Below are 22,063 nucleotides of genomic sequence, written 5' to 3'. Positions count from 1 at the left end.
GCAGAAAATACGGAGCAGTTTTCGTATGAGCATATGGTGTTTGGAAGATATCTGGACGACATATATATGGCTCGGCAAAAGGTGTGGCTGTTATTATAACTATGATCGTTTTGTTTATTGGTTGTACATGTGTCCTGACATACTTCGGTTTACTTTTTTTGGCATTTTTATTGTTTTATGTCGATGTCTGGATTTACTGTCTGTGGAAAAACCACGTGAAGCGCACATTTTGCAAAGTACCAGATGGTGCAAAACGGTGTGAGCTTATTTATGTGAATGATATAGCATTTCTTGATTTGCTCGATTCCCAGACTGCACTTTGCTACTTTTCAAAGCCAAGTGACGAGATGCTTGATTTTTTATATAACCGATTTTATAGTGAAACATTAAATCAGAAGCGCTTGCTTATGAACGAGAATCCTAAAATTTATGTGGTAAATGGCAGGGTTTTTAATGAAAAGTACGGCATTTCCAAATATGACTTACCGATGTCGGATGAAGAATGTCTGCTTTGTATTCTGCCTGACGAACTGAATCCTGAGGTTATGAGTAGCAAGGAAGTTGCATTAAGAGATTATGAGATTCGTGGGGGTCTGTTTTCTGAGTATGTATAGAACTGTCCGGAGTTGATGTAGTTGTGAAGATGAAGAGGATACAAAAATGAATGATAATTCTTTGAAATTACCCATATTTAAATATCATCCCAATGTTTACGATAAAGAAAAAGTTTTAGATGCAGTTCAGTTCGATAATAATGTATGCCAGTGTTGTGGCAACAAAACAGATGTGTATGTGTCAATGTTCTTGGCAAGGCGAATATTGGTTGGCATGTTGCGATAACTATTGTGAGTAAGTGTACGGACGAGGATCTTGACCCGCATACAATGACTAAATAATCGGAGGTAGTTACGGTGGTAAAAAAGAAAAATGAAATAAGCATTCGTTCAAGCGCAGCAGAGTATCTTACCTATGTTGCTTCTGTCGGAGAGCAGGAAGATAGCATTGAAATGCGCTATGAAGATGAAAATATATGGCTGACACAGAAAATGATGGCTACGCTTTATGATGTAGCTCTTCCTACAATAAATGAGCATATCAAAAAGATATACGCAGATAGCGAATTAGAAGAAGAGGCAACTATTAGGAAATTCCGAATAGTTCAAACCGAGGGTTCTCGTCAGGTTCAGCGAGAAGTAAATCATTATAACCTGCAGATGATTATTGCTGTCGGTTTCAAGGTGAATAATGAGCGTGCGGTGCAGTTCCGTAAGTGGGCAAATGGTATCGTAAAGGATTATACCATTAAAGGCTGGGTTATGGATGATGAGCGTCTGAAGAGAGGTACTTATCTGACAGACAAGTATTTTGATGAGCAGTTAGAACGCATCAGGGAAATTCGTGCAAGCGAAAGAAAATTCTATCAGAAAATCACAGATATTTATGCCACAGCGATAGACTATGACAAAACATCTGCAACAACGAAAAGATTCTATGCCACAGTTCAGAATAAAATGCATTTTGCAGTTCACGGTCACACGGCTGCTGAATTGATTGTGGAGCGAGCCGACCACCAAAAGGAACATATGGGACTTACCACCTGGGCGGATGCTCCGGATGGCAAGATTAAGAAAAGTGATGTAACGATTGCAAAAAATTATCTGAGTGAAAATGAATTACATCAGCTGAACCGTATGGTAACAGCGTATTTGGATTTTGCAGAAAACATGACTTTAAGACGTATTCCTCTTACTATGGAGGACTGGGAGAAGAGACTCAACAGCTTTATTGAAATGTTTGATTATGGTATTTTGCAGGACGCTGGGAAGGTTTCTGCTGAAATAGCCAAGCTTCATGCCGAAACGGAGTTTGAGAAATACCGGATTGTGCAGGACAGATTATTTATGTCAGACTATGACAAGTATCTGCTGGAGTTAGAAGAAAAAGCAAAGAAGTAAAAGTGACACCATTGGTGACACTTTTGAACTGAAAAGATATCTGGAATATTGGACATATTCCCATAAACGGCGAAAGTGTGAAAAAGGTTATTGATATATTCCCTTGAACCTAAAATCAGCCGAGAAATTCAGCGTATCCAGTCGAGCCATGTCGAGTGCGGTAGTTGCACTACATCGGGTCGATATGTAAGAATCCTTGATTTGCGCGAAGGCAACGAGGAGAGTTCCGTAGAAACAACTGGCTGTAAAGCCAGTGTTTATGCGGAATTCGACGACTGCCCGCGAGTCGGGAAGTTTGTAAAACTTCTCGACTTCCGGCACTTTGAACGACATATGATGTTCTCATAGAGTGACCGGAAAACCTACAAAAAGGCGATTTCGGACGGGGTAAATGTCTCGGTCGTTCTGGATGTGGGGTGTGGGAACACATAAAAGTACAATTAATATTTTGAAGTGCAGCCATGTATCAGATGCAGCAGGCTTTCTTTCAGGCGGGATTGCAGGCTGGAGGGATAATGTCTTATCCGTATCAGCACAGGAATCCGAGAGCTGTGACACCGGTGGGTGTAAAGCCTGTTACAGAACCGACACAGAGCAATGAACAGCCGATAGAAGCTGGAAAACAGGAGCAAATGGAGCCGGAAGAGAATGAGTTTCTGGATTACTCGTTTGGTGTGTAAATTTTTGAAAAGGAGTTGATATTATCATGAAAACTGGATATACTATAAGTAGGGCAAGTAGGAAATACCCTACTTTTAAGATTTTGAAAGGAGTGAACGACATGGCAAACATGATAGTAGATAACGCAAAGGTAATGTCCAAAGGACAGATAACTCTTCCAAAGGAAATCAGAGAGCAACTTGGAATCGGAACAGGAGACAGAGTAACACTGATTTGTGAAGGTGATCAGGTTGTAATGATGAATGCAGCAGTTTATGCTATGAAAATGCTTCAAGGCGGTATGCAGGGAGAAGCAGCAAAGAGTGGTCTGGAAACAGAGGAAGATATTGACGCACTTGTAAGAGAGGTAAGAGAAGAAGTGGAGGGTTTATGAGAATACTGATTGATACCAATATTCTGATTTCAGCAGCGCTCAATTTCCATGGAACGCCATATAAGGCATACCTAAAGGCAGTTACCTATCCAAACAAGGGAATTATCTGTGACCAGAATATTGAAGAACTATGGAGAATCTTTAATCGGAAATTTCCGACTAAGATTTCCATGCTGGAGAAATTTCTTGCATATTCGCTGTCAGTCATTGAAGTAGCAACAACACCGGAAATGGAAGAAGATGCTGAAAAGCTGATTCGTGATGTTAAGGACAGACCAATATTGCGAGCAGCATTAAATGCCAAAGCGGATGTGTTACTTACAGGAGATAAGGATTTTCTTGAATCGGGAGTGACAGATCCCAAGATAATGACAGCAGCAGAATTTTTAGAAATGTAGTAATGGAATTTCTTAAATAGCCGACAGTAACTATTCAAATAAGCAGCTACAAAGTCGGCTATGATTTCTCTGGAGCGAATGCGATAAAGGACAGAAAAATGCCAGACCGCCCTTTGATTGGTCCGGTATTTTTTCTGTCCGGGGGTCTCGGGGGCGTAGCCCATGAGCAGGTAGCACCGATGGCGAAGACAATGAGGCGGAAATAAAATCAGGGTACCGGAGGGGACCCTGATTTTATTTTTGACGAGTTGGCAAGCCAGCGGTACTACCTGTCTATATCATCCACACCACATCGGAAAGGAAATAGAAGATTTCAATAAGTAGGAGAAGAGGCTGTTTCATCATATACGGAGACTCCTGTTATTGATGAAGTGGTTGCGGGGAATGAAGAATCTGTGGTTGGGATAAATGATATAAGTGTAGAAGAATCCTTCCGGCACCTACGGATGATTTTGAAGCAGAGTTTAAAGCATTTAAAGAGCGTATGGGTTATGTGGGTGCTAAGCTTGCAAGTATTCAATACAAGATGGAAATTCATGATGAGTTTCGGGAAGAGTATGATTACCGCAAGCGTTATCATAAGGTTGAGGAAGTCAGAACTGTAGATAGAAGCAGGGGAGCGAGATAATCGCTCCTGAGCTTTATGGGGAAAGAATAAATGATAAGATTTCAGATTGTGAACAGAAGATGTTATGTTATAATAAGTGTGAATGTGTGAGAATTTATGCTTAACTTGAAGTTTCGTGATTGTATGGGAGGAAAAAGAAATGACTATAGAAGAATTCAGAGAGAATGCTAAGGATGAAGAATATGCACCTGGATGGGATGCCATTGAGGAAGCATTTGCTAAATGTTATCCTGGTCAGGAGCCAAATCATTATGGCTCTAATTTTGAGGCAAGAGCAATGTTTGGCGGTTCGGAATATATTGATGGATATTCAATTTACAAGTCGCCACATGGACACAGGCATATTGTAACATTTGGTATGACAGAGCTTTATGCTGATGAGGAAGCTTTCGGTGGAGAATATAGCCGATGGGGATACGAGATGACTTTTAAGCTGAAAGCTGATAATGCTGATGATTGTATGTGGGCGATAAATTTTCTTGGAAATCTTGGAAGATACACCTATACAAAGGAAAGCTGGTTTGAGCCCGGACATTTTATGTCCAATATGGGAAAATCTATAAAAACAGATGCAGACTCAATGATTACCGCCATCCTAGCAGTGGAGGATACAGAGGTGCCGGGAATTGATACAATATATGGTCGCGTTGATTTCCTGCAATTCGTAGGTATAACCAGTGAAGAGTATGAAATGCTTAAGGCAGATCCGACTAAAGTTAAGCCGCTTGTTGATGCCATGAAAAAGGATAATCCTTATCTTGTGACAGATTTAGGAAGAAAGAAATCTTACCTGGTGTAATTTTGTATATGATAGATCTGCTGTGAAAATGATGTGAATATTATGAAACGTGCAATAGCAGGTCATTTATGAAAAGTTATCGGTAAATGAAAGGGGTACATTATGTCTGCTGATTATGAAAGAAAACTACATAGAGCAGTTGCTCAATTTGTCAAAGAAGCAGATAAAAAATATCCCAACTGGAGCGAAAGAAATGATAACGGGGAATGGGAAATCGGATTAGATAAATTTGATGATATGTATAAGGTTATTCTCGAAATAATAGAATATACATCCTGCGATGAGGCTACGGAGCAAATGCTTGATGATATCTTGTTTGGAATTGCTAGAGATAATGAATGCAGTCGTATTATAGAGGTGTTATTAAAATATCCTGATTGGTATGCTTTACTGTGTGAAAAGGTGCTGTTTACTGAATATATAAATGCAAAGTGGCAGTTTGCAGAGAGTCTAAAGGATTATCATGGCAAGGATGAAATAAAAGATTTGATATTCGATTTTCTACAGGTTGATGATGAATATACACAGCGTATGGCACTAAAATCATTAGCATATATTCATCCGGACAAAGCGGAAGAGTATGCAATAGAATTTTGGTGGAGAGATAAATATAAGGATAATGCTTTTGGGCATGAGTATCAGAAAATAATGGTGCTTCATGTACTGCATATGATTCATTCAACCAAGTTGGAAAAGTACCTGGATTTGGCGGATGAAAGCGAATATTACTATTTGAAGGAAAATGCAAGGGAAATACGCAAGAGTATGGAACATGGGGAAGTGAAATGTCAATAAATATGATTCGAAGCAAATCCAGAGGACAGCAGAGAAAATTTAAGGCAACACCGCACAATTTTTGAAGAATGTGAAGAAGATCAACAGGGAGCAGGCGGCGGAGGTCTGCTTGCCGGAATCTATTATCTCGGCTGTGAAACCGAATTTGATATTTTAAACACATTTTTCGGGGCGATGCACAATAAAGACCGAGAAAAGCTTGAAACTATATTTTCCGATGAATAATTATAGCTCAGAACTGGAGGTAGAACTGGTGAAAAAAAACGCTGTGTTATGTATATTAGTATTATTTATATTAACCGGATGTACGACAAGTGAAATTGAATATGAAACAAGTAGAGATGAAGTTATATATTCTCCTAGTGGTAACTATTCTATAACTCTACGATATGACTATGTAAGTCGTCCATATATTTTTAAAGATGATACATTGGTTTTCGAAACAAATAAACCAGGATATAATGAAACAGTATACTTTAAGGTTGAATGGAAATCCGAAGATGAAATTTTTTTGTATATCGAATCGGATAACGACAAATATAGTAATGAAAAATATTTTATAAAAATTGATTAAAATAATATCTTAGTTAATGTATTAGTCGAACTTGAAAAATACTTGGATCTGGCAGATAAAAGTGAATATTACTATTTGAAGGATAATGCAATCGTGACAAAGTTACCAGAGATAGGATATATGGAAGAGCTTCATAATGAAGATTGGTATGAGAAATCATATATATGGTTTTATGGAGAATGGTTAGGTTCAGAGGAGGCAAATGTGGAATCAAATCTAAAGACTATGGCAATGCGAATAAGAGATTTGTTAAAGGAGAGTAATCATGCTCAATGGAAGGAAGTAGATGATTTTCTGAAACAATATGAGCATATGCATGTGTGTGATGAGAAACTTATACGTAGAATGGTATGTAACTGTCATATTCGGGCATGGGGAGATTTATATATTGCCGGCATTGAATATGGCGACTGGATAAATCTATTAGAGGATTTTTCAGAAGCATTAAAAAACATGTAGACGAAAATGTACTGTGACTAGATGGTTGAAATGAAAGAAAATGAATGCCGGATTATTAAGCTTGGCAGGGATGCGTTGTCTGAATTGATATACGAGTATTTTATAGATAGTTGTAATAGAACTGTCTTAATGTTGGTGTTAAAATACTAAGGAGAAGAAGATGGAAGATATGTTAAATGTTGCAGAAGCAAAAACAAGATTAATTCAGGAGCTGTCGGAGATAACTGGTTTCAAGTATCTTAAAAGTGGTGTGTTAAAGAAGACCGTGAAAGATATTGTGTTTGAAATTTATTTCTTTTCTTCAAAATGGAATGAATCCGGTCAAAGCATCGAGATAAATGCAGAGTTGAGACTTATCTATAAAACGTATGGAAAATTACCAGTCGATAATGTTGTGGCATCTATGAGTTACCAGCCAGAGAATGGATATTGGTATGATATATCAACGGAAAGCAGGTTGCTTGAAACAAGGAATATATTAGAAAAACGATTTCAAGAGACAGCAATGGACTTAGTACATAGATTTGAAAATAATTATCATTCGGCTGTACAATATCTCTTCTTTGAAGGGTTTGAAAAGTATGATGTACATCTTGATTTTATAGCAGAACATTTAGGACAGGAAGCAATTAAGGATAAAGCACATCAAATATATGTTGGACTGTCAGATGAGGTAAAAGAGCAGATTGTTCAATATCAAAATGGAGCAAGGAATAAGAAGTGGATGCTAAATCGGTGTAATTTGAAGTATATTGTGGATAATGATATTTACCTTCAATGAATAGGTTGGCAATAAAAAAGTAGGTGGTGGTTGATAAAGATGTCTGTATTGGATAGAAATGTTGTAGATTTTGGTCATGAAGACGATGACAAAGTTACAGTAAGGGAATTAAGTAGGAGGAATGCGTATGGATATGAATGGAATCTATCAGAAAGATAATAAATTTGAGGGCGAGGAGAGCTTGTATTATGTCCTTGCTGGAAACGGTGGTTCTTCACGTTTGAGCAAGAATGAAAAGTATCATATTATTACATGTTCTGCTGTTGCAATATATGATATAAATGCTGATTGTGTGGTAAAGAAGATAAAGATTATGACATGGCCTATATCAAATCAGGAGTATGAGGCACAGAATGAAAACAGCGAATATTTTAACAGATTTAAAGATGGTGTGATTTATAAGGTTTTGGGAAGATTACAGTATAGTACCTTTGGGGAACTTGCATTTTTGTATGTAAAAGAGGTATTAGAAGAAAATGTATCCGGAACAAAGCTTGATAAAAAGCAGGAAAAATATCTGGCACCGATTGTTTTAGAAGATGATGTTTTGGGGAAATTGGTGTTAGAGAAATCAGAAGGGCTGTTTGAAGGAACGTATCATTTTTTAGGTAATGATATTACGATTTATATTGAGGTAGAGTGGAGCAGTAAAGCAACCTGGAAAAAGCCTTTGGCTGTTGCAAGAGATTTTGTGGAGCATATTGTGTCAAGAGATGAAGCATTTAGAGAATATATTGCAGCTGATGAAGCATTGTATGACGCTGCTTTGGAGTGCTTGGAAGACTATGAAGATGAATGTGAAATCCATTTTTCTACACCGGAAGAATTTGCAAACGCATTAAAAGGACGCATGAAATACATCTTTGTGAATCAAAATGGTTCCTATACTATAGGATATGATGATGGCTATGTATTTGGCGGACATGAGATTGATGTAGATGTGGATTCTAAGGGCAAAATGGTGTGTGCGGATATGAGATAGATAACAGCCTTGGCAATCTGTACAACAATCGGCTTTAGAAAATAACTTGCACAGGAAATTCGCAAAAGTATAGATTGCTTTTTTGAAGCACAGAAATGTCCAAATGGTATTGGAAATCCGTTTATTTGTGTAAGAATTGGTGAGTTTTTTTGAACAGAATAATGATAGGAAGGAGGTAAGTGAGATTATGAACACAATTAACAAGAGTATAAAAGAAACCCTGTTTAGAGCCTATAACACAAGAAACAGAAACAACAAAAATCAGAAACGTTTTGATGTGATATTTGGAACAATATTTTGTTTGTGTATTATTATGACTATAGCTGCATTTGGCTTGATGGGAGCGAACGTAAAAGCAGGAGTTATCATGCTCCTTATAATTCTTTTATGCTTTGGAGCAGCTGTTACATATGCTTTGCTAAGGAAAAGACGTATTATGAAGCTGCTGTTTTCGGTGCCTGTGGGAGCGGAAAATATAGAAAAGATAGATGTTAAACAGGTAGAGATTCTGAATCAACTGTACGAGGAATCTGCACTTACTATTGGAATGGAAGCTATTCCGGATGAAGAATTTTTCAATATTCTGTACAACTGGTTAATCGGCATGAATGCATTGCCGGAAGGCAAACTTAAACTGTATTACCTTACAGGAAAGATGTGGAATCAGCGATTTGCCTGCAAAGTAAATGATGATACGCAGATTTTATGTATCGCCATGGGTGACCTGAACATCAATGCAGAAAATACGGAGCAGTTTTCGTATGAGCATATGGTGTTTGGAAGATATCTGGACGACATAGTTACAGGGGGTTAAATCTATCAATTTGAATATTCATTATTCAGCACCCGATTGGGTGTGGGATAAGTTGTCATAGGTATATTGGAGTGGAAAGGAATTTAAGTATAGAATGAAATTCATAAAAAAGCATCCGTATTTATTTTGGCAATGCATTGGTTTTTTCATATTGGCGGTTGATTGTCTGTATGTTTGGTTTAATTTGGAAAATGAGCAGGAAAGCTATGCATTTATTGTACTTTCAGCAATGCTTGCCTTTGCGATTATAACTCTGTCGCCTTTTGTAATTAAATGCAGGAAAAAAATGAAAGAACCTGCAGAGATAGAAGAATCCTATCGGTACAAATACATCGAAGAATGGTATATACATATATATGGCTCGGCAAAAGGTGTGGCTGTTATTATAACTATGATCGTTTTGTTTATTGGTGGTACGTGTGTCCTGACATACTTCGGTTTACCTTTTTTGGCATTTTTATTGTTTTATGTCGATGTCTGGATTTACTGTCTGTGGAAAAACCACGTGAAGCGCACATTTTACAAAGTACCAGATGGTGCAAAACGGTGTGAGCTTATTTATGTGAATGATATAGCATTTCTTGATTTGCTCGATTCCCAGACTGCACTTTGCTACTTTTCAAAGCCAAGTGACGAGATGCTTGATTTTTTATATAACCGATTTTATAGTGAAACATTAAATCAGAAGCGTCTGCTTATGAATGAACATCTGAAAATTTATGTGGTAAATGGCAGGGTTTTTAATGAAAAGTACGGCATTTCCAAATATGACTTACCGATGTCGGATGAAGAATGTCTGCTTTGTATTTTGCCTGACGAACTGAATCCTGAGGTTATGAGTTGCAAGGAAGTTGCATTAAGAGATTATGAGATTCGTGGGGGTCTGTTTTCTGAGTATGTATAGAACTGTCCTGAGTTGATGTAGTTGTGAAGATGAAGAGGATACAAAAATGAATGATAATTCTGAACATGTTGTTTGGTTGACGATTACGAGCCTCTTTGCTATAATTTATACGGAAGTAAATGACCCGCATTATTGGAATGCAGAATATGATGACAAAGAGAATAGACTTTGCCTTGCTTGGTAAGGGAATTAAGTAGGAGGAATGTTTTATGCCATATTTAATTGGAGTAGTTGTAGTAGTTATTTTTATTGTCGTGGTTTTTATAGTGGCAGGAAAAGACAGTAAAGAACGCAAAGAAATGGTTTCTAAATTAACAGAGGAGCAGAGAAATATTTTAATGTCAACAGAAGTGAATTTTGTTGAGAAAAATGCATGGGTACAAAAAGCAATGGTAGCGAAAATGAAGGATAAAGGAAATAAAATAGACATAAGGCTATTATGGTTTAATGAGGTACTGCAAAATAATGAATATAATACAATTACAATTGCGGATGTAGCAATAACAAAATCGGAACAGGAAGAACACAACGTAAAGGAAGGCGATTTTGTAAAATTCTATTTTGCACCGGAAAAAAGTATAGGCAGGACAAAAATAATATGGGAGTAGGCTTTCATTTATACGAAAGTGAATGCTCCGCATTATTGGAATACAGAATATGATGACAAAGGGAACAGACTTTGTCTTGCTTGGTAAGGGAAAGCTGAAATTCTAAATTTGATGAAGGGGTAAATTATGATTTTTGAAGATGCATTTACAGAAAAACAATCAGAAATAATATCAATGTTTTTAGAGGTTATAGGTGATAATGTAGATACAATATATGTTTTCATTCAATCGGATGAATGGTCAGCAATGGAAACGTGTGCCTTCGGAGTAAAAGGCTCAATACTTGGTAATCTTGAAGCGGGTATATCGGATAAAGATATATTAGAGATATTTGATGTGATAGAGGATGAAATTATACCTGAACTTGAAGATATATGTAAAGAATACGATATGCCTATGCCTCAAGAATTTAGGTATGTATATAATGTTGCTTCCGGTGCATTTGATTCAAATTATAGATATGGGGAAGAATTGAGTGCACTTGAAGATTATAATTCAGGAATAGAAGCTCAGAAGTGGATAGATTCGTTTAAGGTATGATTAAATAAGCACGCATTTATTTGAGGTTGATAAATCGTGGGAAATTGAAAGATACAGAGAAATAAGGTGGTTTGTCCTAAATTGTGATTGTGGGGCAAACCACCTTTCAAATTATTGCGAATCCGTAATCTTTTCCAGGGTTCCAAGAGCCATCTGGTCAAGTGACAGCCATACTGTATCATCCTCAGTTCTCGCACCATCTTCCAGTCTTAAAAGAGCCTGTGCACGAAGCTCCCGTTTTAATAGTGTGCGTGAGGTGGCTTCGGTAGCTTCTTCCTCCGGCACATCAGCATCCGGTTCAGGATAAGTAGTCATTTCCAATTCAATTTCTGCAAGTGCAGCCTGTTCGATGGCTCGTGCCTGTTCCAGTTCATCCATATACATAAGTTCATCAGAGGCTATACTATCTTCGATTTCGACATTTGCGACGCTGCTTCTTTGTGAAAAGTCAGTGTACACTTGATATTTTTTTAAATACATGGCATACTACATAAAGAAGTAGCGACGAATACGACGCAAGTACGAGGTGAAATTATGATAAATAGAGATTTATATCTGCAAAAATTGATTCATAATATGTGGAACGGAGAAATAAAGGTTATTACCGGTATCCGCCGATGCGGCAAATCTGTGCTTCTTTTTGATTTGTTCTATAACTATCTTTTAGAAAAAGGAACAAATGATGAGAATATCATCAAAATTGAACTTGATCAAAGACGATATTATAAGTACAGAAATCCAATAACACTTTGTGAATACGTGGAATCCATTGTTCTTGAAAACAAAAATGAAAAATTCTATCTTTTTGTTGATGAAGTTCAGCTTACCAAAAAGGTAACGGATCATGAAAACGGTGATATTGATGTTACTATTTATGATATGCTGAACGAATTGAAAGCATACAAAAACCTTGATGTGTATGTTACCGGAAGCAACTCTAAAGGACTGTCGAACGATATAGCTACTGAATTTCGTGGAAGAGCAACTCAGATTCACGTGTTCCCAATGTCGTTTGAGGAATATTATTCATTTATTGGCGGAGATGAAAGAAAAGCCTTAGACAGCTACATGCTTTATGGTGGTATGCCAAGGGTTTTGACCATTGCTGATGAAACAGAAAAGAAGGAATACTTGGCATCGTTATACAGTGAACTTTATGTCAAAGATATTGTAGAGAGAAACAGAATAGAGCGTGAAGATATTTTAAATGATATTTTAAACTTTTTGGCATCTCAGATTGGCTCACTTACAAATCCTACGAACATTGCCAACTCTATAACTGGCATCAAGAATGAAAAAATAACCGCATCAATGGTGTCAAACTATGTAAAACATATTATAGATTCATTCCTTATTTCTGAGGCAAAGAGGTTTGATGTTAAGGGTAAAACATATTTCAAGTATCCATACAAGTATTACTATACGGATATAGGACTAAGAAATGTACGTCTTAACTTTAGACAATATGATCCTGGCCACATTATGGAAAACATTATATACAATGATTTGCTGAGACGTGGATATAATGTTGATGTAGGGGTTATATCGGATAGAACAGGTGGCAAAAACTTGCAGAGAGAAATTGACTTTGTTGTAAATCAGGCGGATAAGAAAATATATATTCAATCTGCTTTACGTATGGACAACGAGGAGAAAGAAACGTCGGAGCTTGCATCCCTGATGCTTGCAAAAGATTTCTTTAAGAAAGTAGTTGTCAGGATGGATATATCACACAATTATTATGATGATGACGGAATTTTCCATTGTAATCTGATTGATTTCTTATTAGGTAAAGTGGAACTGTTCTAAAATTAAATATTAGAAATAAAGTATCGGCTCTTAATGGAGTTGGTGCTTTTGAAGTGTCATAGTAGCCGAGAGGCGTTCCCTATTGGGACAGGAATGCTGCAATTTTTTATATCGTATGACAGAAACTATGGTCTGTCCATGCAGGAAAGTGGCTATCCAAATCATACCTATCAGGTTGTGTACCATGAGAAAATAGATGAAAGTATTACCGAGGCGCATATATGAATGACTGTGATATAAGGTGTGATGGATTGCTGCATAAAATTGCAGACGAGCTTGGTATTGCGATCTACGATAATGGACCTGGGGAAGTGTATTTGGGATATAATGCAAAAGGAATTAGAACGATTAAAAATGGATATAAAGGCAAGCAAAAAAGCAGTATATGCATGGGTGGCAGCCATATTGATTTTGATTGCTCTTTTGTTGGTGATAAGCGGTTGCGGTGCCAATAATAGTACAGACGATACAACTGAGGCCATCAGCTTAAATCAGGTTGGGGAATATAGCGGCGCACCATATGTATATTTAAATAATAATATGCCTTATTTTACCGATGAAGAAAAAGAAAATACCAAACCGTTTGAAAATTACAGCAGTCTGGATGATTTAGGCAGATGCGGGGTGGCATTTGCCAATATATACAAGGAACTAATGCCAACAGAAGAACGGGGACCGATCGGACAGATAAAGCCATCCGGCTGGCATACGGTAAAATATAACGGAATCATAGATGGAAATTACCTATATAATCGTTGCCATTTGATCGGCTATCAGCTGACAGGAGAAAATGCGAACGAATTAAATTTGATTACTGGAACAAGATATTTGAATACAGAAGGGATGGAAGGCTTTGAAAATACTGTAGGTGATTATGTTGCGGAAACGGAAAATCACGTTTTATATCGGGTAACTCCGCTTTTTGAGGGAGCGGATCTTGTGGCGAAGGGTGTTGAGATAGAAGCGTGGTCTGTGGAGGATAAAGGCGCAGGAATCTGTTTCAATGTTTTTTGTTATAATGTGCAACCAGGTATTGAAATAGATTATGCGACCGGTGAGAGCCGGATTGCAGACAGCACTTCCAAGCAAGCCAGTTTATTTGCAAGTGATAGTGAGCCCGGAAGAGAAGAAACGAATAACGATGCACAAACGGAAGAAGTAAGAACATACATACTCAACGTGAATACGAAAAAATTTCACCTGCCAACCTGCTCTAGTGTTGATTGTATGTCCGACAAAAATAAAAGAGAAGTAGAAAGTACAATCAATGAAATAAAAGCACAGGGATATACACCGTGCTCACGTTGTTTGGGAAGATAGAAAACTATGAACTACGAAAACATTTTACAATTTAAAGGAACATGGCGTGTGTATCAGGCGCGGGTGCTGGATCGGGCAGAGAATTATGCGCGGGATGGAAAGATCCATATCGTAGCAGCTCCGGGTTCGGGAAAGACTACACTTGGTATTGAGCTGATACGCAGGCTGCAGGGAACGGCACTCGTGCTTGTGCCGACCATTACGATCCGGGAGCAGTGGATCGCACGGATCAAAGAGGCATTTTTGTGTGACGGTGTGGACGCGGAAGCGTATCTGTCACAAAGCCTGAAAAATCCGCGTGCAATCACAGTGACTACATATCAGGCATTGCACAGTGCCATGACGCAGATACAGGATGGAGAAGAGGATTATCAGGGGTTTTCTCTGTTTCAGGTCTTGCAGGATGCAAAGGTAGATACGCTTTGTCTTGACGAATGCCATCATCTGCGAAGCGAGTGGTGGAAATCTCTGGAAAGCTTGAAGGAGAAGCTGATCGATGTAACGACGATTGCGCTTACAGCGACACCGCCATATGATTCGACACCTGCCATGTGGAACCGCTATATCGCGATGTGCGGCGAGATTGATGAGGAGATCACGACACCGGAGCTGGTGAAGGAGGGAAGTCTCTGCCCGCATCAGGATTATGTGTATTTCAATTATCCGACAAAACAGGAAGAAGCGGAAGTGATGCGGTATATGCAGGTACATCCGGACTGTGAGGAGTTAGATCCGGAGATAGAGAAGCATCTGACGAATTCCCTTGGGAAGATCGAAAGCATCCGCCAGATTACACAGCACGAATATGCATCACTTCATGGAAGGCTGCATATGCTGATCCTTACAGATTATATACGGAAGGAACATGAAAAATCAATCGGAAACCGGGAAGCAGATGTGAATCTGCTCGGGGTGTTGCCGCTCTTTGAGAATCTTCGGCGGGATGCGCAGGATATGTGGTCGGACATGCGGCTTGGTGTGTTATGTGGAAGTATCATTGTGATACCCGCCGAGGCGAAGGATGCACTATTAAAAACTGTGGGTGATTCAGGCACGGTGACATTCTCGAAGCTTGGAAGTCTGCCGGAGACTGAGTATGTGAAGGTATCTGCGGTTGGAGACTCACATTTTCTGATACCGGCGGTGACACAGTTGTTTGCAGATGGATATATACAGGTGTTGATCGGTACGAAATCACTGCTTGGCGAAGGCTGGGATTCCCCATGCATCAATTCCCTAATCCTTGCAAGTACGGTTGGCTCGTTTATGCTCAGTAACCAGATGCGTGGCAGAGCCATCCGCACATGGAACAGGGAACCGGATAAGACAAGCAATATCTGGCATCTGGTTTGCTTAAAACCGTGGTATGAGAGTTCGTTCGGGACGAAACCGGAGACGAGCGAGGATTACCGGATGCTCACCAGACGAATGGAACATTTCTTAGGTCTGCACTACACGGAGGATGTGATTGAAAATGGTCTGGCACGTCTGTCAATCATACAGAAACCATTTACAAAGGCGAATGTAGCGAATATGAATGCGACGATGCTCGCCTTATCTAAGGAGCGGAGCCGCTTGCGGGAGCGCTGGAACCGTTCGCTCACAATCTATCCGAAGATGGAGGTCGTGACAGAGGTGAAGGTGCGGGATAAAGCAGTGCCAAGGGCGGCGTTTCATGATGCGGTAGCAAAGATGATATTCTCGATATTCCTGTTGTGTGCTGCGTGGTATATGGCGGCGCAGACAGGTGCGAAAACCGGGAGTGCGTGGTTTGGAACGCTAGCCGGAATATTTACGCTGGCGGGACTGGGGATGCTTTCTTACTGCTTCCCGAAGATGTTTATGCTTGGAAGTCCGTACGAACGGTTGAAGACATTTGGCAGGGGAATCCGGAAAGCACTGGAGAAGCAGAAGCTTTTGGATATGCCAGACAGTACGGTTGTGACGGAGACGCCGGAGGCGTATAAACATGTCGTATATCTGCAGGGCGGAAGCGGGAGAGATGGCGCGCTTTTTTCCCGGTGTGTGAATGAGTTTTTTGCACCGGTTGAGAATCAGAAATACATCTTAGTCAAGCATGGAAGACAAAGAGGCAATGACTGTTTCTTTGCAGTGCCGGATTGTTTTTCGGCGAAGAAGGAACAGGCGGAGCAGTTTACAGAGTGCATGCGCCCATATATCGGTGCATATGATTGTGTTTATACGCGGGCAGGACAGGGGAATGTTTTGCTGCAGGAGGCACAGAAGGCTGCCTATGCGAATCAGGAAGCACGCTGCAGTATGCGGCGGAAGGTAACAGGAAGAAAGTAGAAAGCAGATGAAATGGCAGAAAAATTGAAAAAACACGCATCAAAGCTTATACTTGGAATCCGAGGGGAGGATATCAAATTTGACCCTCAGAATATTGATGTATATAAGGATAATAAGATGCATTTCTTCGATTGCGAGATAGAAGAATTGATTGAATTATAGGAGGACTTTGAATGAATAAATTAAAGAAAGCGGAAGAGTTTGTAAATGTTCATAGAGTCAAAAAAGAACAATTCCCAGCGTTTCATGTAACACCGCCGTGTGGGTGGATGAATGACCCAAATGGTTTTTCTTCTTATCATGGAAAAATTCATTTGTTCTATCAGTTCCATCCATATAATGAGGCGTGGGGACCGATGCATTGGGGACATTCGGAGACAACAGATTTTGTAAAATGGACGGAACTTCCCATCACACTTGCACCAGACCAAAGTTACGATGATGCAGGGTGTTTCTCAGGATCTGCCATTGAGACAGAAAAAGGACATCTGCTTGTATATACCGGTGTGACAGAGCAGGAAGAAAATGGAGTAAAAAACGTATATCAGGACCAATGCCTTGCGATTGGAAACGGAGAAACATATACTAAGCTTGCGCAAAATCCGGTTGTAACAGGAGATATGATGCCGGAACATTTCAGCCGGGAACATTTCCGGGATCCTAAGATCTGGAAAGAGGAAGATGGCTATTATATGGTTGTTGGAAATAAGACGGATGATGGAAAACCGCATGTTGTTTTGTTCCATTCAGAGGACGCAATTAGCTGGGAGTATGTGTCTGTTCTTGCAAAAGACGATACAGGTATGCTTGGAACGATGTGGGAGTGTCCGGATTTCTTCTGCCTGGATGGTGCATATGTATTAATTACATCTCCGCAGAATCTAAGTGCGGATGAAGAATTTCATAATGGAAACAATTCGGTTTATTATATGGGAAGCTATGATAAAAACCAGCATATGTTCCATTATGACGCAGTTTACTCGCTTGATGACGGATTGGATTTTTACGCACCGCAGACGATGCTTGCGGACGATGGAAGAAGAATTATGATTGCATGGATGCAGTCATGGGATTCGAATATCCGTCCCGAAGGTCAGAAATGGTCCGGCATGATGATATTACCGAGGGAACTCAAGGTAAAAGATGGAAAGATTCTGCAAAGCCCGGTGCGTGAAATCGAAAACTATCATAGAAATGGTGTCAGGTATGAGAAGCAGGAAGTACAGGGAACATGCAGATTCGATGGTATTAAAGGACGTGTACTTGATATGACCGTGGAGATTGCCGGTGGCAATTTCAGGGAGTTTACAATCTCGGTCGCACAAAATGAACAGTTCCACACAGACTTTTCTATATTGCAGCATAAAAACAGGATAGAAATTGACCGAACATATTCCGGTATGGTGCGTGACGCGAATGCAATCCGGAGAGTAAAAGTAAAATCACCTTGTAAAAAATGGAAGCTTCGTATAATCTTAGATAAGTATTCAATGGAAGTTTTTCTGAATGATGGACAACAGGTATTCAGTACAACATTTTATACATCGCTCGAAGCGGATCAGATCAGTTTTGCGTGCGATGGAAAAGCCATTGTAAATCTTGAAAAATATGATATCGTTGTGGCGTAGAGTATGCAAGGAGGAACCGATATGAAAAAGTTTGATGTAACAGCACTTGGAGAATTGTTGGTAGATTTTACAGAAAATGGAATGAGTGCGCAGGGAAATCCTTTGCTTGAAGCAAATCCGGGCGGTGCTCCGTGTAATGTACTTTCCATGTTGCAGAATCTTGGAAAAAAGACTGCATTTATTGGGAAAGTAGGAGCAGACATGTTTGGTACAATGTTGACGCAGGCGGTGAAAGACCAGGGAATCAATATAGATAATCTGGTGACAGATGATACTGTGCATACGACGCTTGCGTTTGTACATACTGGTGTGGATGGTGACCGCGACTTTTCTTTTTACCGTAATCCTGGAGCAGATATGATGCTTAGGGAGGAAGAAATCCAGCAGGAGATTTTTGCTGATACAAAGATTTTTCATTTTGGAACGTTGTCAATGACGGATTTACGGATGGAGCAGGTAACGAAACATGCAGTGAAAAAAGCAAAAGAGCAGGGAGCTGTCATTTCCTTTGATCCGAATTTAAGACCGCCATTATGGAAAAAACTTGGAGACGCAGCTGATAAAATGTGGTATGGAATCAGTCAATGTGACATTCTGAAGATTTCGGATGATGAGATATCTTTCTTAACAGGTACTGCAGATATCGATCAGGGAATTGGGAAAATCATGGAGCAATATTGTCCGGCACTGATTTGTGCAACGATGGGAAAAGATGGAAGCAAGGCATATTACAAAGGAAAAAGTGTATATGCGGAACCGTTTTTGCAGAAAAATACGATTGAAACAACCGGTGCTGGCGATACATTTATGGCATGTATCTTAAATACAGTACTTGACAAGGGAATCAATGGATTGTCTGAAAATGATATGTATGAGATGCTCCGGTTTGCAAATGCAGCCGCTTCGATCATCACAACACGTAAGGGTGCTTTAAAGGTGATGCCACAGAATCAGGAAATCAGAGATATGTTACAGGAGGGATAAGTATGCGTGAAATCGGAATTATGCTAAGCTCCATTGAGGATGTGAAGCATTTTGTACAGACAATCACCATGTTTGATGGCGAATTTGAATTAGTCAGCGGAAAATATATTGTGGATGCAAAATATATTGAAAATCTCCGATGATGAGATTACATTTGTTACGGGAAAAGACGCAGTGGAAGGAATATTAAAATATAAGAATGAATTATAGATTGACGATCAGCTACGATGGCACGCGCTATCATGGCTGGGAAAGTAAAAAAGAAGTGGATACGATCGAGGGAAAGTTGGAAGCGGTCTTCGCGAGGATGACGGAACAGGACGTGAAGATTCATGGTGCAGGAAGAACCGATGCAGGTGTGCATGCGATGGGCATGGTTGCAAACGGCTTCTTAGATACCATGCTTACGCCGGAAGAGATCAAAGCCTATGCGAATCATTATCTGCCGGATGATATCTGTGTCATGGATGTAAGCGAGGCAACGGAACGGTTTCATGCGAGGTTAAACGCCAAAGGAAAGGTGTATCAGTATACCTGTTATATCGGGGACGAAAAGCCGGTATTTGACCGGATGTATACATGGGTGTTGCCGGAATGGGTTACGAATGGGACACCTGACCGGATGCCGGATATAGAAGCGATGCAAAAGGCAGCAGGATACCTGATTGGCACGCATGATTTCAAGAGCTTCTGTGGGAATAATAAGATGAAGAAATCCACGGTACGGACAATCTATGATATTACAATCGCAGAGGAGAGAGGATATCTGCGGATGACATTTCATGGAAATGGTTTTTTGCAGAACATGGTCCGGATACTGACCGGGACGCTGTTAGAGGTTGGCTATGGACGGATGCACGCGGAAGATATGGAGACGGTGCTTGCGTCACGGGACAGACAGAAGGCAGGTCCTACAGCACCGCCACATGGACTTACACTTCTGGAAGTGGAATATGGAGTATAGTATTGAGCAAGACGAAAGGAAGGATACGAGATGTCAGGCTATTTGATCAAGGATACAACAAGGGAAGAACGTGAGCAGATTGTAGCAGAATCGCTTGGAAATATTGAGGCAACCTGTGATGGCTGTATGAGCGGCTTAGCGGAGATGTATCAGGATTACATCGATGGGAAGAAGGAACTGCGCGAGATTAATATGGAATTTAATGCCCGCTATGTGAAGGGCGAGGATATGCCACAGCGGAGCCGATGCCCGATGTAAGAAAGAAGATCTATATGAGACAGGGGACACTTTTCAGGACAAAAACAACGTCCCCAAGACCGGTGCAGAGATGTGCCGGTTTTTTCTTGACAAGGAAAAATCAAAGTGATATTATTTTGATATCAAAATAAGATATGCATCGATTCAAAGGGAGGAATTGGTTATGGAAGAGAAAATTTATACTACGAAGCGAAAAGGTATGGCAGTACTGGTGACTGTTTTATTCGTTTATCTGATTGCGATTGCAGGGATTGTATTTGGAGCAGTCAGATATGAGGATTCCGCAGAAACAGGCTATCTGGTACTCATGGTTGTTTCCATCGTTGTGTTATCACTTGGATGGTTTCCACTGATTGGACTTCGGGTGTTGAAGCCACAGGAAGCATTGGTTTTGACGTTGTTCGGGAAGTATGTTGGTACAATCCGGGAAGCTGGTTTTTACTTCGTGAATCCATTTTGTACAGCCATCAATCCGGCAGCAACAACGAAGCTTGCACAGAGTGGGGATATTCAGCAGACAGCAGCGAAGAGTGCATTTTCTATCTCTGCGGATGGTACATCTGTATCGGTCGATGGTTCTACATCAGGAAAGAAGATTTCATTAAAGGCGATGACACTGAGCAATGGCAGACAGAAGATCAACGACTGTCTCGGTAACCCGGTTGAGATCGGAATTGCAGTTATCTGGCGTGTAATGGATACAGCAAAGGCGGTTTTCAATGTCGATAACTATAAGGAATATTTATCCCTGCAGTGTGATAGTGCACTTCGTAATATTGTGCGTGTCTATCCATATGATGTCGCACCGAATGTTGACACAACCGGTGACGGTGTAGCCGATGAAGGTAGCCTGCGAGGATCGGCAGAGGTCGTAGCCGGAAGAATCCGTGATGAGATCCAGAGCAAGGTCAATGAGGCAGGACTTGAGATCGTGGAAGCAAGAATTACATATCTTGCATATGCGCCGGAAATTGCATCCGTGATGTTGCAGCGGCAGCAGGCATCTGCTATTATAGATGCCAGAAAGATGATCGTAGACGGAGCGGTTGGAATGGTAGAAATGGCATTAGAAGAATTAAATAAAAAACAGGTCGTTGACTTGGACGAGGAGCGAAAGGCAGCTATGGTTTCAAATCTCTTGGTAGTTTTGTGCGGCAACCATGATGCGCAGCCAATCGTGAACTCAGGAAGCTTATACTAGATGGCAGCGAAAAAACAGATTCCGCTCCGCTTATCGGAAAAACTGTATGCCGATATTGCCGCATGGGCAGAAGATGACTTTCGATCCGTCAACGGACAGATTGAATATCTCCTATCCGAGTGCGTGAGACAACGGAAGAAAGATGGAAAATATGTCTCTGAGGAGATTGACGTTCCACCGGAACTGGATATCAAATAATATGAGACAGGGGACACTCTCCGGGACAAATAAAATGTCCCCAAAAAGACAGGGGGACACTCTTCATGACAAAAACAACGTCCCCAAGGTAAGGAGGAGT

General features: G+C 40.1%; 29 protein-coding genes. 28 read left to right on the top strand and 1 reads right to left on the bottom strand.

What is annotated here, in order from left to right:
* Nucleotides 1-215 precede the first annotated feature (215 nt).
* The 16 genes from H9Q76_RS08180 to H9Q76_RS08105 all read left to right on the top strand — a co-directional run bounded on the left by H9Q76_RS08180 (nt 216) and on the right by H9Q76_RS08105 (nt 11,291).
* The gene (locus H9Q76_RS08180) at nt 216-614 is read left to right on the top strand and encodes a hypothetical protein (protein ID WP_147341891.1); all 399 of its coding nucleotides are present in this window, start codon (nt 216-218) and stop codon (nt 612-614) included.
* 46 nt (nt 615-660) lie between these two features.
* Entirely contained in the window at nt 661-840 is a 180-nt protein-coding gene (locus tag H9Q76_RS13885) for a CbrC family protein (RefSeq protein WP_242995546.1), read from the top strand.
* 71 nt (nt 841-911) lie between these two features.
* Entirely contained in the window at nt 912-1,955 is a 1,044-nt protein-coding gene (locus H9Q76_RS08170; protein ID WP_117781673.1) for a virulence RhuM family protein, read from the top strand.
* A gap of 461 nt (nt 1,956-2,416) precedes the next feature.
* Entirely contained in the window at nt 2,417-2,635 is a 219-nt protein-coding gene (locus H9Q76_RS08165) for a hypothetical protein (RefSeq protein WP_181985572.1), read from the top strand.
* Nucleotides 2,636-2,736: 101 nt separating this feature from the next.
* The gene (locus tag H9Q76_RS08160; protein ID WP_117781671.1) at nt 2,737-3,009 is read left to right on the top strand and encodes an AbrB/MazE/SpoVT family DNA-binding domain-containing protein; all 273 of its coding nucleotides are present in this window, start codon (nt 2,737-2,739) and stop codon (nt 3,007-3,009) included.
* Nucleotides 3,006-3,407, top strand: coding sequence for a putative toxin-antitoxin system toxin component, PIN family (locus H9Q76_RS08155; RefSeq protein ID WP_117781670.1), 402 nt, complete (start codon nt 3,006-3,008; stop codon nt 3,405-3,407). The genes H9Q76_RS08160 and H9Q76_RS08155 overlap by 4 nt, the downstream gene beginning before the upstream one ends.
* A gap of 767 nt (nt 3,408-4,174) precedes the next feature.
* Nucleotides 4,175-4,834, top strand: coding sequence for a suppressor of fused domain protein (locus tag H9Q76_RS08150; RefSeq protein ID WP_249320923.1), 660 nt, complete (start codon nt 4,175-4,177; stop codon nt 4,832-4,834).
* 102 nt (nt 4,835-4,936) lie between these two features.
* A complete protein-coding gene (locus H9Q76_RS08145; protein ID WP_249320922.1) occupies nt 4,937-5,629 on the top strand; it encodes a hypothetical protein in 693 nt (230 codons plus the stop codon).
* A gap of 253 nt (nt 5,630-5,882) precedes the next feature.
* Entirely contained in the window at nt 5,883-6,203 is a 321-nt protein-coding gene (locus H9Q76_RS08140; protein ID WP_249320921.1) for a hypothetical protein, read from the top strand.
* A gap of 93 nt (nt 6,204-6,296) precedes the next feature.
* Nucleotides 6,297-6,662 (top strand): hypothetical protein, encoded by a 366-nt coding sequence (locus H9Q76_RS08135; protein WP_249320920.1) that lies wholly within the window; start codon nt 6,297-6,299, stop codon nt 6,660-6,662.
* 160 nt (nt 6,663-6,822) lie between these two features.
* Nucleotides 6,823-7,443 carry a hypothetical protein gene (locus H9Q76_RS08130; protein ID WP_249320919.1) on the top strand — a complete coding sequence of 207 codons (621 nt, stop codon included), beginning with the start codon at nt 6,823-6,825 and terminating at the stop codon, nt 7,441-7,443.
* Between the two features lie 127 nt (nt 7,444-7,570).
* Nucleotides 7,571-8,425: a DUF2262 domain-containing protein gene (locus H9Q76_RS08125; RefSeq protein ID WP_181985567.1), complete on the top strand. Its 855-nt coding sequence runs from the start codon at nt 7,571-7,573 to the stop codon at nt 8,423-8,425.
* Nucleotides 8,426-8,861: 436 nt separating this feature from the next.
* On the top strand, nt 8,862-9,239 hold the full coding sequence (locus tag H9Q76_RS08120; protein ID WP_249320918.1) for a hypothetical protein: 378 nt from the start codon (nt 8,862-8,864) through the stop codon (nt 9,237-9,239).
* Between the two features lie 286 nt (nt 9,240-9,525).
* Nucleotides 9,526-10,143 carry a hypothetical protein gene (locus H9Q76_RS08115; protein WP_147341779.1) on the top strand — a complete coding sequence of 206 codons (618 nt, stop codon included), beginning with the start codon at nt 9,526-9,528 and terminating at the stop codon, nt 10,141-10,143.
* 209 nt (nt 10,144-10,352) lie between these two features.
* Complete coding sequence (locus tag H9Q76_RS08110; protein WP_249320917.1) at nt 10,353-10,751, top strand: hypothetical protein; 399 nt, start codon at nt 10,353-10,355, stop codon at nt 10,749-10,751.
* A 126-nt stretch (nt 10,752-10,877) separates the two neighbouring features.
* On the top strand, nt 10,878-11,291 hold the full coding sequence (locus tag H9Q76_RS08105; RefSeq protein ID WP_117781012.1) for a hypothetical protein: 414 nt from the start codon (nt 10,878-10,880) through the stop codon (nt 11,289-11,291).
* 111 nt (nt 11,292-11,402) lie between these two features.
* Here the strand turns inward: H9Q76_RS08105 and H9Q76_RS08100 are convergent, their stop codons facing one another.
* Nucleotides 11,403-11,675, bottom strand: coding sequence for a hypothetical protein (locus tag H9Q76_RS08100; protein WP_147341780.1), 273 nt, complete (start codon nt 11,673-11,675; stop codon nt 11,403-11,405).
* A 150-nt stretch (nt 11,676-11,825) separates the two neighbouring features.
* Here H9Q76_RS08100 and H9Q76_RS08095 point away from each other — a divergent pair, with 150 nt between their 5' ends.
* The 12 genes from H9Q76_RS08095 to H9Q76_RS08040 all read left to right on the top strand — a co-directional run bounded on the left by H9Q76_RS08095 (nt 11,826) and on the right by H9Q76_RS08040 (nt 21,963).
* The gene (locus H9Q76_RS08095) at nt 11,826-13,100 is read left to right on the top strand and encodes an ATP-binding protein (RefSeq protein WP_117781014.1); all 1,275 of its coding nucleotides are present in this window, start codon (nt 11,826-11,828) and stop codon (nt 13,098-13,100) included.
* Nucleotides 13,101-13,148: 48 nt separating this feature from the next.
* Nucleotides 13,149-13,325, top strand: coding sequence for a DUF1963 domain-containing protein (locus tag H9Q76_RS08090; RefSeq protein WP_181985491.1), 177 nt, complete (start codon nt 13,149-13,151; stop codon nt 13,323-13,325).
* Between the two features lie 129 nt (nt 13,326-13,454).
* Nucleotides 13,455-14,420: a DNA/RNA non-specific endonuclease gene (locus tag H9Q76_RS08085; RefSeq protein ID WP_249320916.1), complete on the top strand. Its 966-nt coding sequence runs from the start codon at nt 13,455-13,457 to the stop codon at nt 14,418-14,420.
* 6 nt (nt 14,421-14,426) lie between these two features.
* Nucleotides 14,427-16,730 carry a DEAD/DEAH box helicase gene (locus H9Q76_RS08080; RefSeq protein ID WP_249320915.1) on the top strand — a complete coding sequence of 768 codons (2,304 nt, stop codon included), beginning with the start codon at nt 14,427-14,429 and terminating at the stop codon, nt 16,728-16,730.
* A gap of 12 nt (nt 16,731-16,742) precedes the next feature.
* Entirely contained in the window at nt 16,743-16,892 is a 150-nt protein-coding gene (locus H9Q76_RS08075) for a hypothetical protein (protein ID WP_021985110.1), read from the top strand.
* Nucleotides 16,893-16,903: 11 nt separating this feature from the next.
* On the top strand, nt 16,904-18,358 hold the full coding sequence (locus H9Q76_RS08070; protein ID WP_249320914.1) for a glycoside hydrolase family 32 protein: 1,455 nt from the start codon (nt 16,904-16,906) through the stop codon (nt 18,356-18,358).
* Between the two features lie 21 nt (nt 18,359-18,379).
* Nucleotides 18,380-19,342: a carbohydrate kinase family protein gene (locus H9Q76_RS08065; RefSeq protein ID WP_117781019.1), complete on the top strand. Its 963-nt coding sequence runs from the start codon at nt 18,380-18,382 to the stop codon at nt 19,340-19,342.
* Between the two features lie 2 nt (nt 19,343-19,344).
* Nucleotides 19,345-19,485, top strand: a complete 141-nt coding sequence (locus H9Q76_RS08060) for a hypothetical protein (RefSeq protein WP_182439195.1) — start codon at nt 19,345-19,347, stop codon at nt 19,483-19,485.
* Between the two features lie 50 nt (nt 19,486-19,535).
* Nucleotides 19,536-20,306, top strand: coding sequence for a tRNA pseudouridine(38-40) synthase TruA (gene truA, locus H9Q76_RS08055; RefSeq protein WP_408646522.1), 771 nt, complete (start codon nt 19,536-19,538; stop codon nt 20,304-20,306).
* Nucleotides 20,307-20,336: 30 nt separating this feature from the next.
* The gene (locus tag H9Q76_RS08050) at nt 20,337-20,564 is read left to right on the top strand and encodes a hypothetical protein (RefSeq protein WP_021985105.1); all 228 of its coding nucleotides are present in this window, start codon (nt 20,337-20,339) and stop codon (nt 20,562-20,564) included.
* A 163-nt stretch (nt 20,565-20,727) separates the two neighbouring features.
* Nucleotides 20,728-21,765 carry an SPFH domain-containing protein gene (locus tag H9Q76_RS08045; RefSeq protein ID WP_249320912.1) on the top strand — a complete coding sequence of 346 codons (1,038 nt, stop codon included), beginning with the start codon at nt 20,728-20,730 and terminating at the stop codon, nt 21,763-21,765.
* The gene (locus tag H9Q76_RS08040) at nt 21,766-21,963 is read left to right on the top strand and encodes a hypothetical protein (RefSeq protein WP_021985103.1); all 198 of its coding nucleotides are present in this window, start codon (nt 21,766-21,768) and stop codon (nt 21,961-21,963) included.
* Nucleotides 21,964-22,063: the final 100 nt, after the last annotated feature.

It is taken from the genome of Wujia chipingensis, assembly GCF_014337155.1.
Classification (GTDB): domain Bacteria; phylum Bacillota; class Clostridia; order Lachnospirales; family Lachnospiraceae; genus Coprococcus_C; species Coprococcus_C hominis.
The sequence above is the reverse complement of the archived record's forward strand: the minus strand, read 5'-3'. Positions and strand labels throughout refer to the sequence as shown.

Coding starts and splice junctions, on each gene's coding strand:
- H9Q76_RS08060 (WP_182439195.1), top strand. CDS start 19,345: ATGCGTGAAATCGGAATTATGCTAAGCTCCATTGAGGATGTGAAGCAT.
- H9Q76_RS08075 (WP_021985110.1), top strand. CDS start 16,743: ATGGCAGAAAAATTGAAAAAACACGCATCAAAGCTTATACTTGGAATC.
- H9Q76_RS08155 (WP_117781670.1), top strand. CDS start 3,006: ATGAGAATACTGATTGATACCAATATTCTGATTTCAGCAGCGCTCAAT.
- H9Q76_RS08150 (WP_249320923.1), top strand. CDS start 4,175: ATGACTATAGAAGAATTCAGAGAGAATGCTAAGGATGAAGAATATGCA.
- H9Q76_RS08145 (WP_249320922.1), top strand. CDS start 4,937: ATGTCTGCTGATTATGAAAGAAAACTACATAGAGCAGTTGCTCAATTT.
- H9Q76_RS08070 (WP_249320914.1), top strand. CDS start 16,904: ATGAATAAATTAAAGAAAGCGGAAGAGTTTGTAAATGTTCATAGAGTC.
- H9Q76_RS08045 (WP_249320912.1), top strand. CDS start 20,728: ATGGAAGAGAAAATTTATACTACGAAGCGAAAAGGTATGGCAGTACTG.
- H9Q76_RS08160 (WP_117781671.1), top strand. CDS start 2,737: ATGGCAAACATGATAGTAGATAACGCAAAGGTAATGTCCAAAGGACAG.
- H9Q76_RS08125 (WP_181985567.1), top strand. CDS start 7,571: ATGGATATGAATGGAATCTATCAGAAAGATAATAAATTTGAGGGCGAG.
- H9Q76_RS08130 (WP_249320919.1), top strand. CDS start 6,823: ATGGAAGATATGTTAAATGTTGCAGAAGCAAAAACAAGATTAATTCAG.
- H9Q76_RS08165 (WP_181985572.1), top strand. CDS start 2,417: ATGTATCAGATGCAGCAGGCTTTCTTTCAGGCGGGATTGCAGGCTGGA.
- H9Q76_RS08080 (WP_249320915.1), top strand. CDS start 14,427: ATGAACTACGAAAACATTTTACAATTTAAAGGAACATGGCGTGTGTAT.
- H9Q76_RS08050 (WP_021985105.1), top strand. CDS start 20,337: ATGTCAGGCTATTTGATCAAGGATACAACAAGGGAAGAACGTGAGCAG.
- H9Q76_RS08105 (WP_117781012.1), top strand. CDS start 10,878: ATGATTTTTGAAGATGCATTTACAGAAAAACAATCAGAAATAATATCA.
- H9Q76_RS08100 (WP_147341780.1), bottom strand. CDS start 11,675: ATGTATATGGATGAACTGGAACAGGCACGAGCCATCGAACAGGCTGCA.
- H9Q76_RS13885 (WP_242995546.1), top strand. CDS start 661: ATGAATGATAATTCTTTGAAATTACCCATATTTAAATATCATCCCAAT.
- H9Q76_RS08120 (WP_249320918.1), top strand. CDS start 8,862: ATGAAGCTGCTGTTTTCGGTGCCTGTGGGAGCGGAAAATATAGAAAAG.
- H9Q76_RS08065 (WP_117781019.1), top strand. CDS start 18,380: ATGAAAAAGTTTGATGTAACAGCACTTGGAGAATTGTTGGTAGATTTT.
- H9Q76_RS08095 (WP_117781014.1), top strand. CDS start 11,826: ATGATAAATAGAGATTTATATCTGCAAAAATTGATTCATAATATGTGG.
- H9Q76_RS08115 (WP_147341779.1), top strand. CDS start 9,526: ATGAAAGAACCTGCAGAGATAGAAGAATCCTATCGGTACAAATACATC.
- H9Q76_RS08040 (WP_021985103.1), top strand. CDS start 21,766: ATGGCAGCGAAAAAACAGATTCCGCTCCGCTTATCGGAAAAACTGTAT.
- H9Q76_RS08085 (WP_249320916.1), top strand. CDS start 13,455: ATGGATATAAAGGCAAGCAAAAAAGCAGTATATGCATGGGTGGCAGCC.
- H9Q76_RS08110 (WP_249320917.1), top strand. CDS start 10,353: ATGCCATATTTAATTGGAGTAGTTGTAGTAGTTATTTTTATTGTCGTG.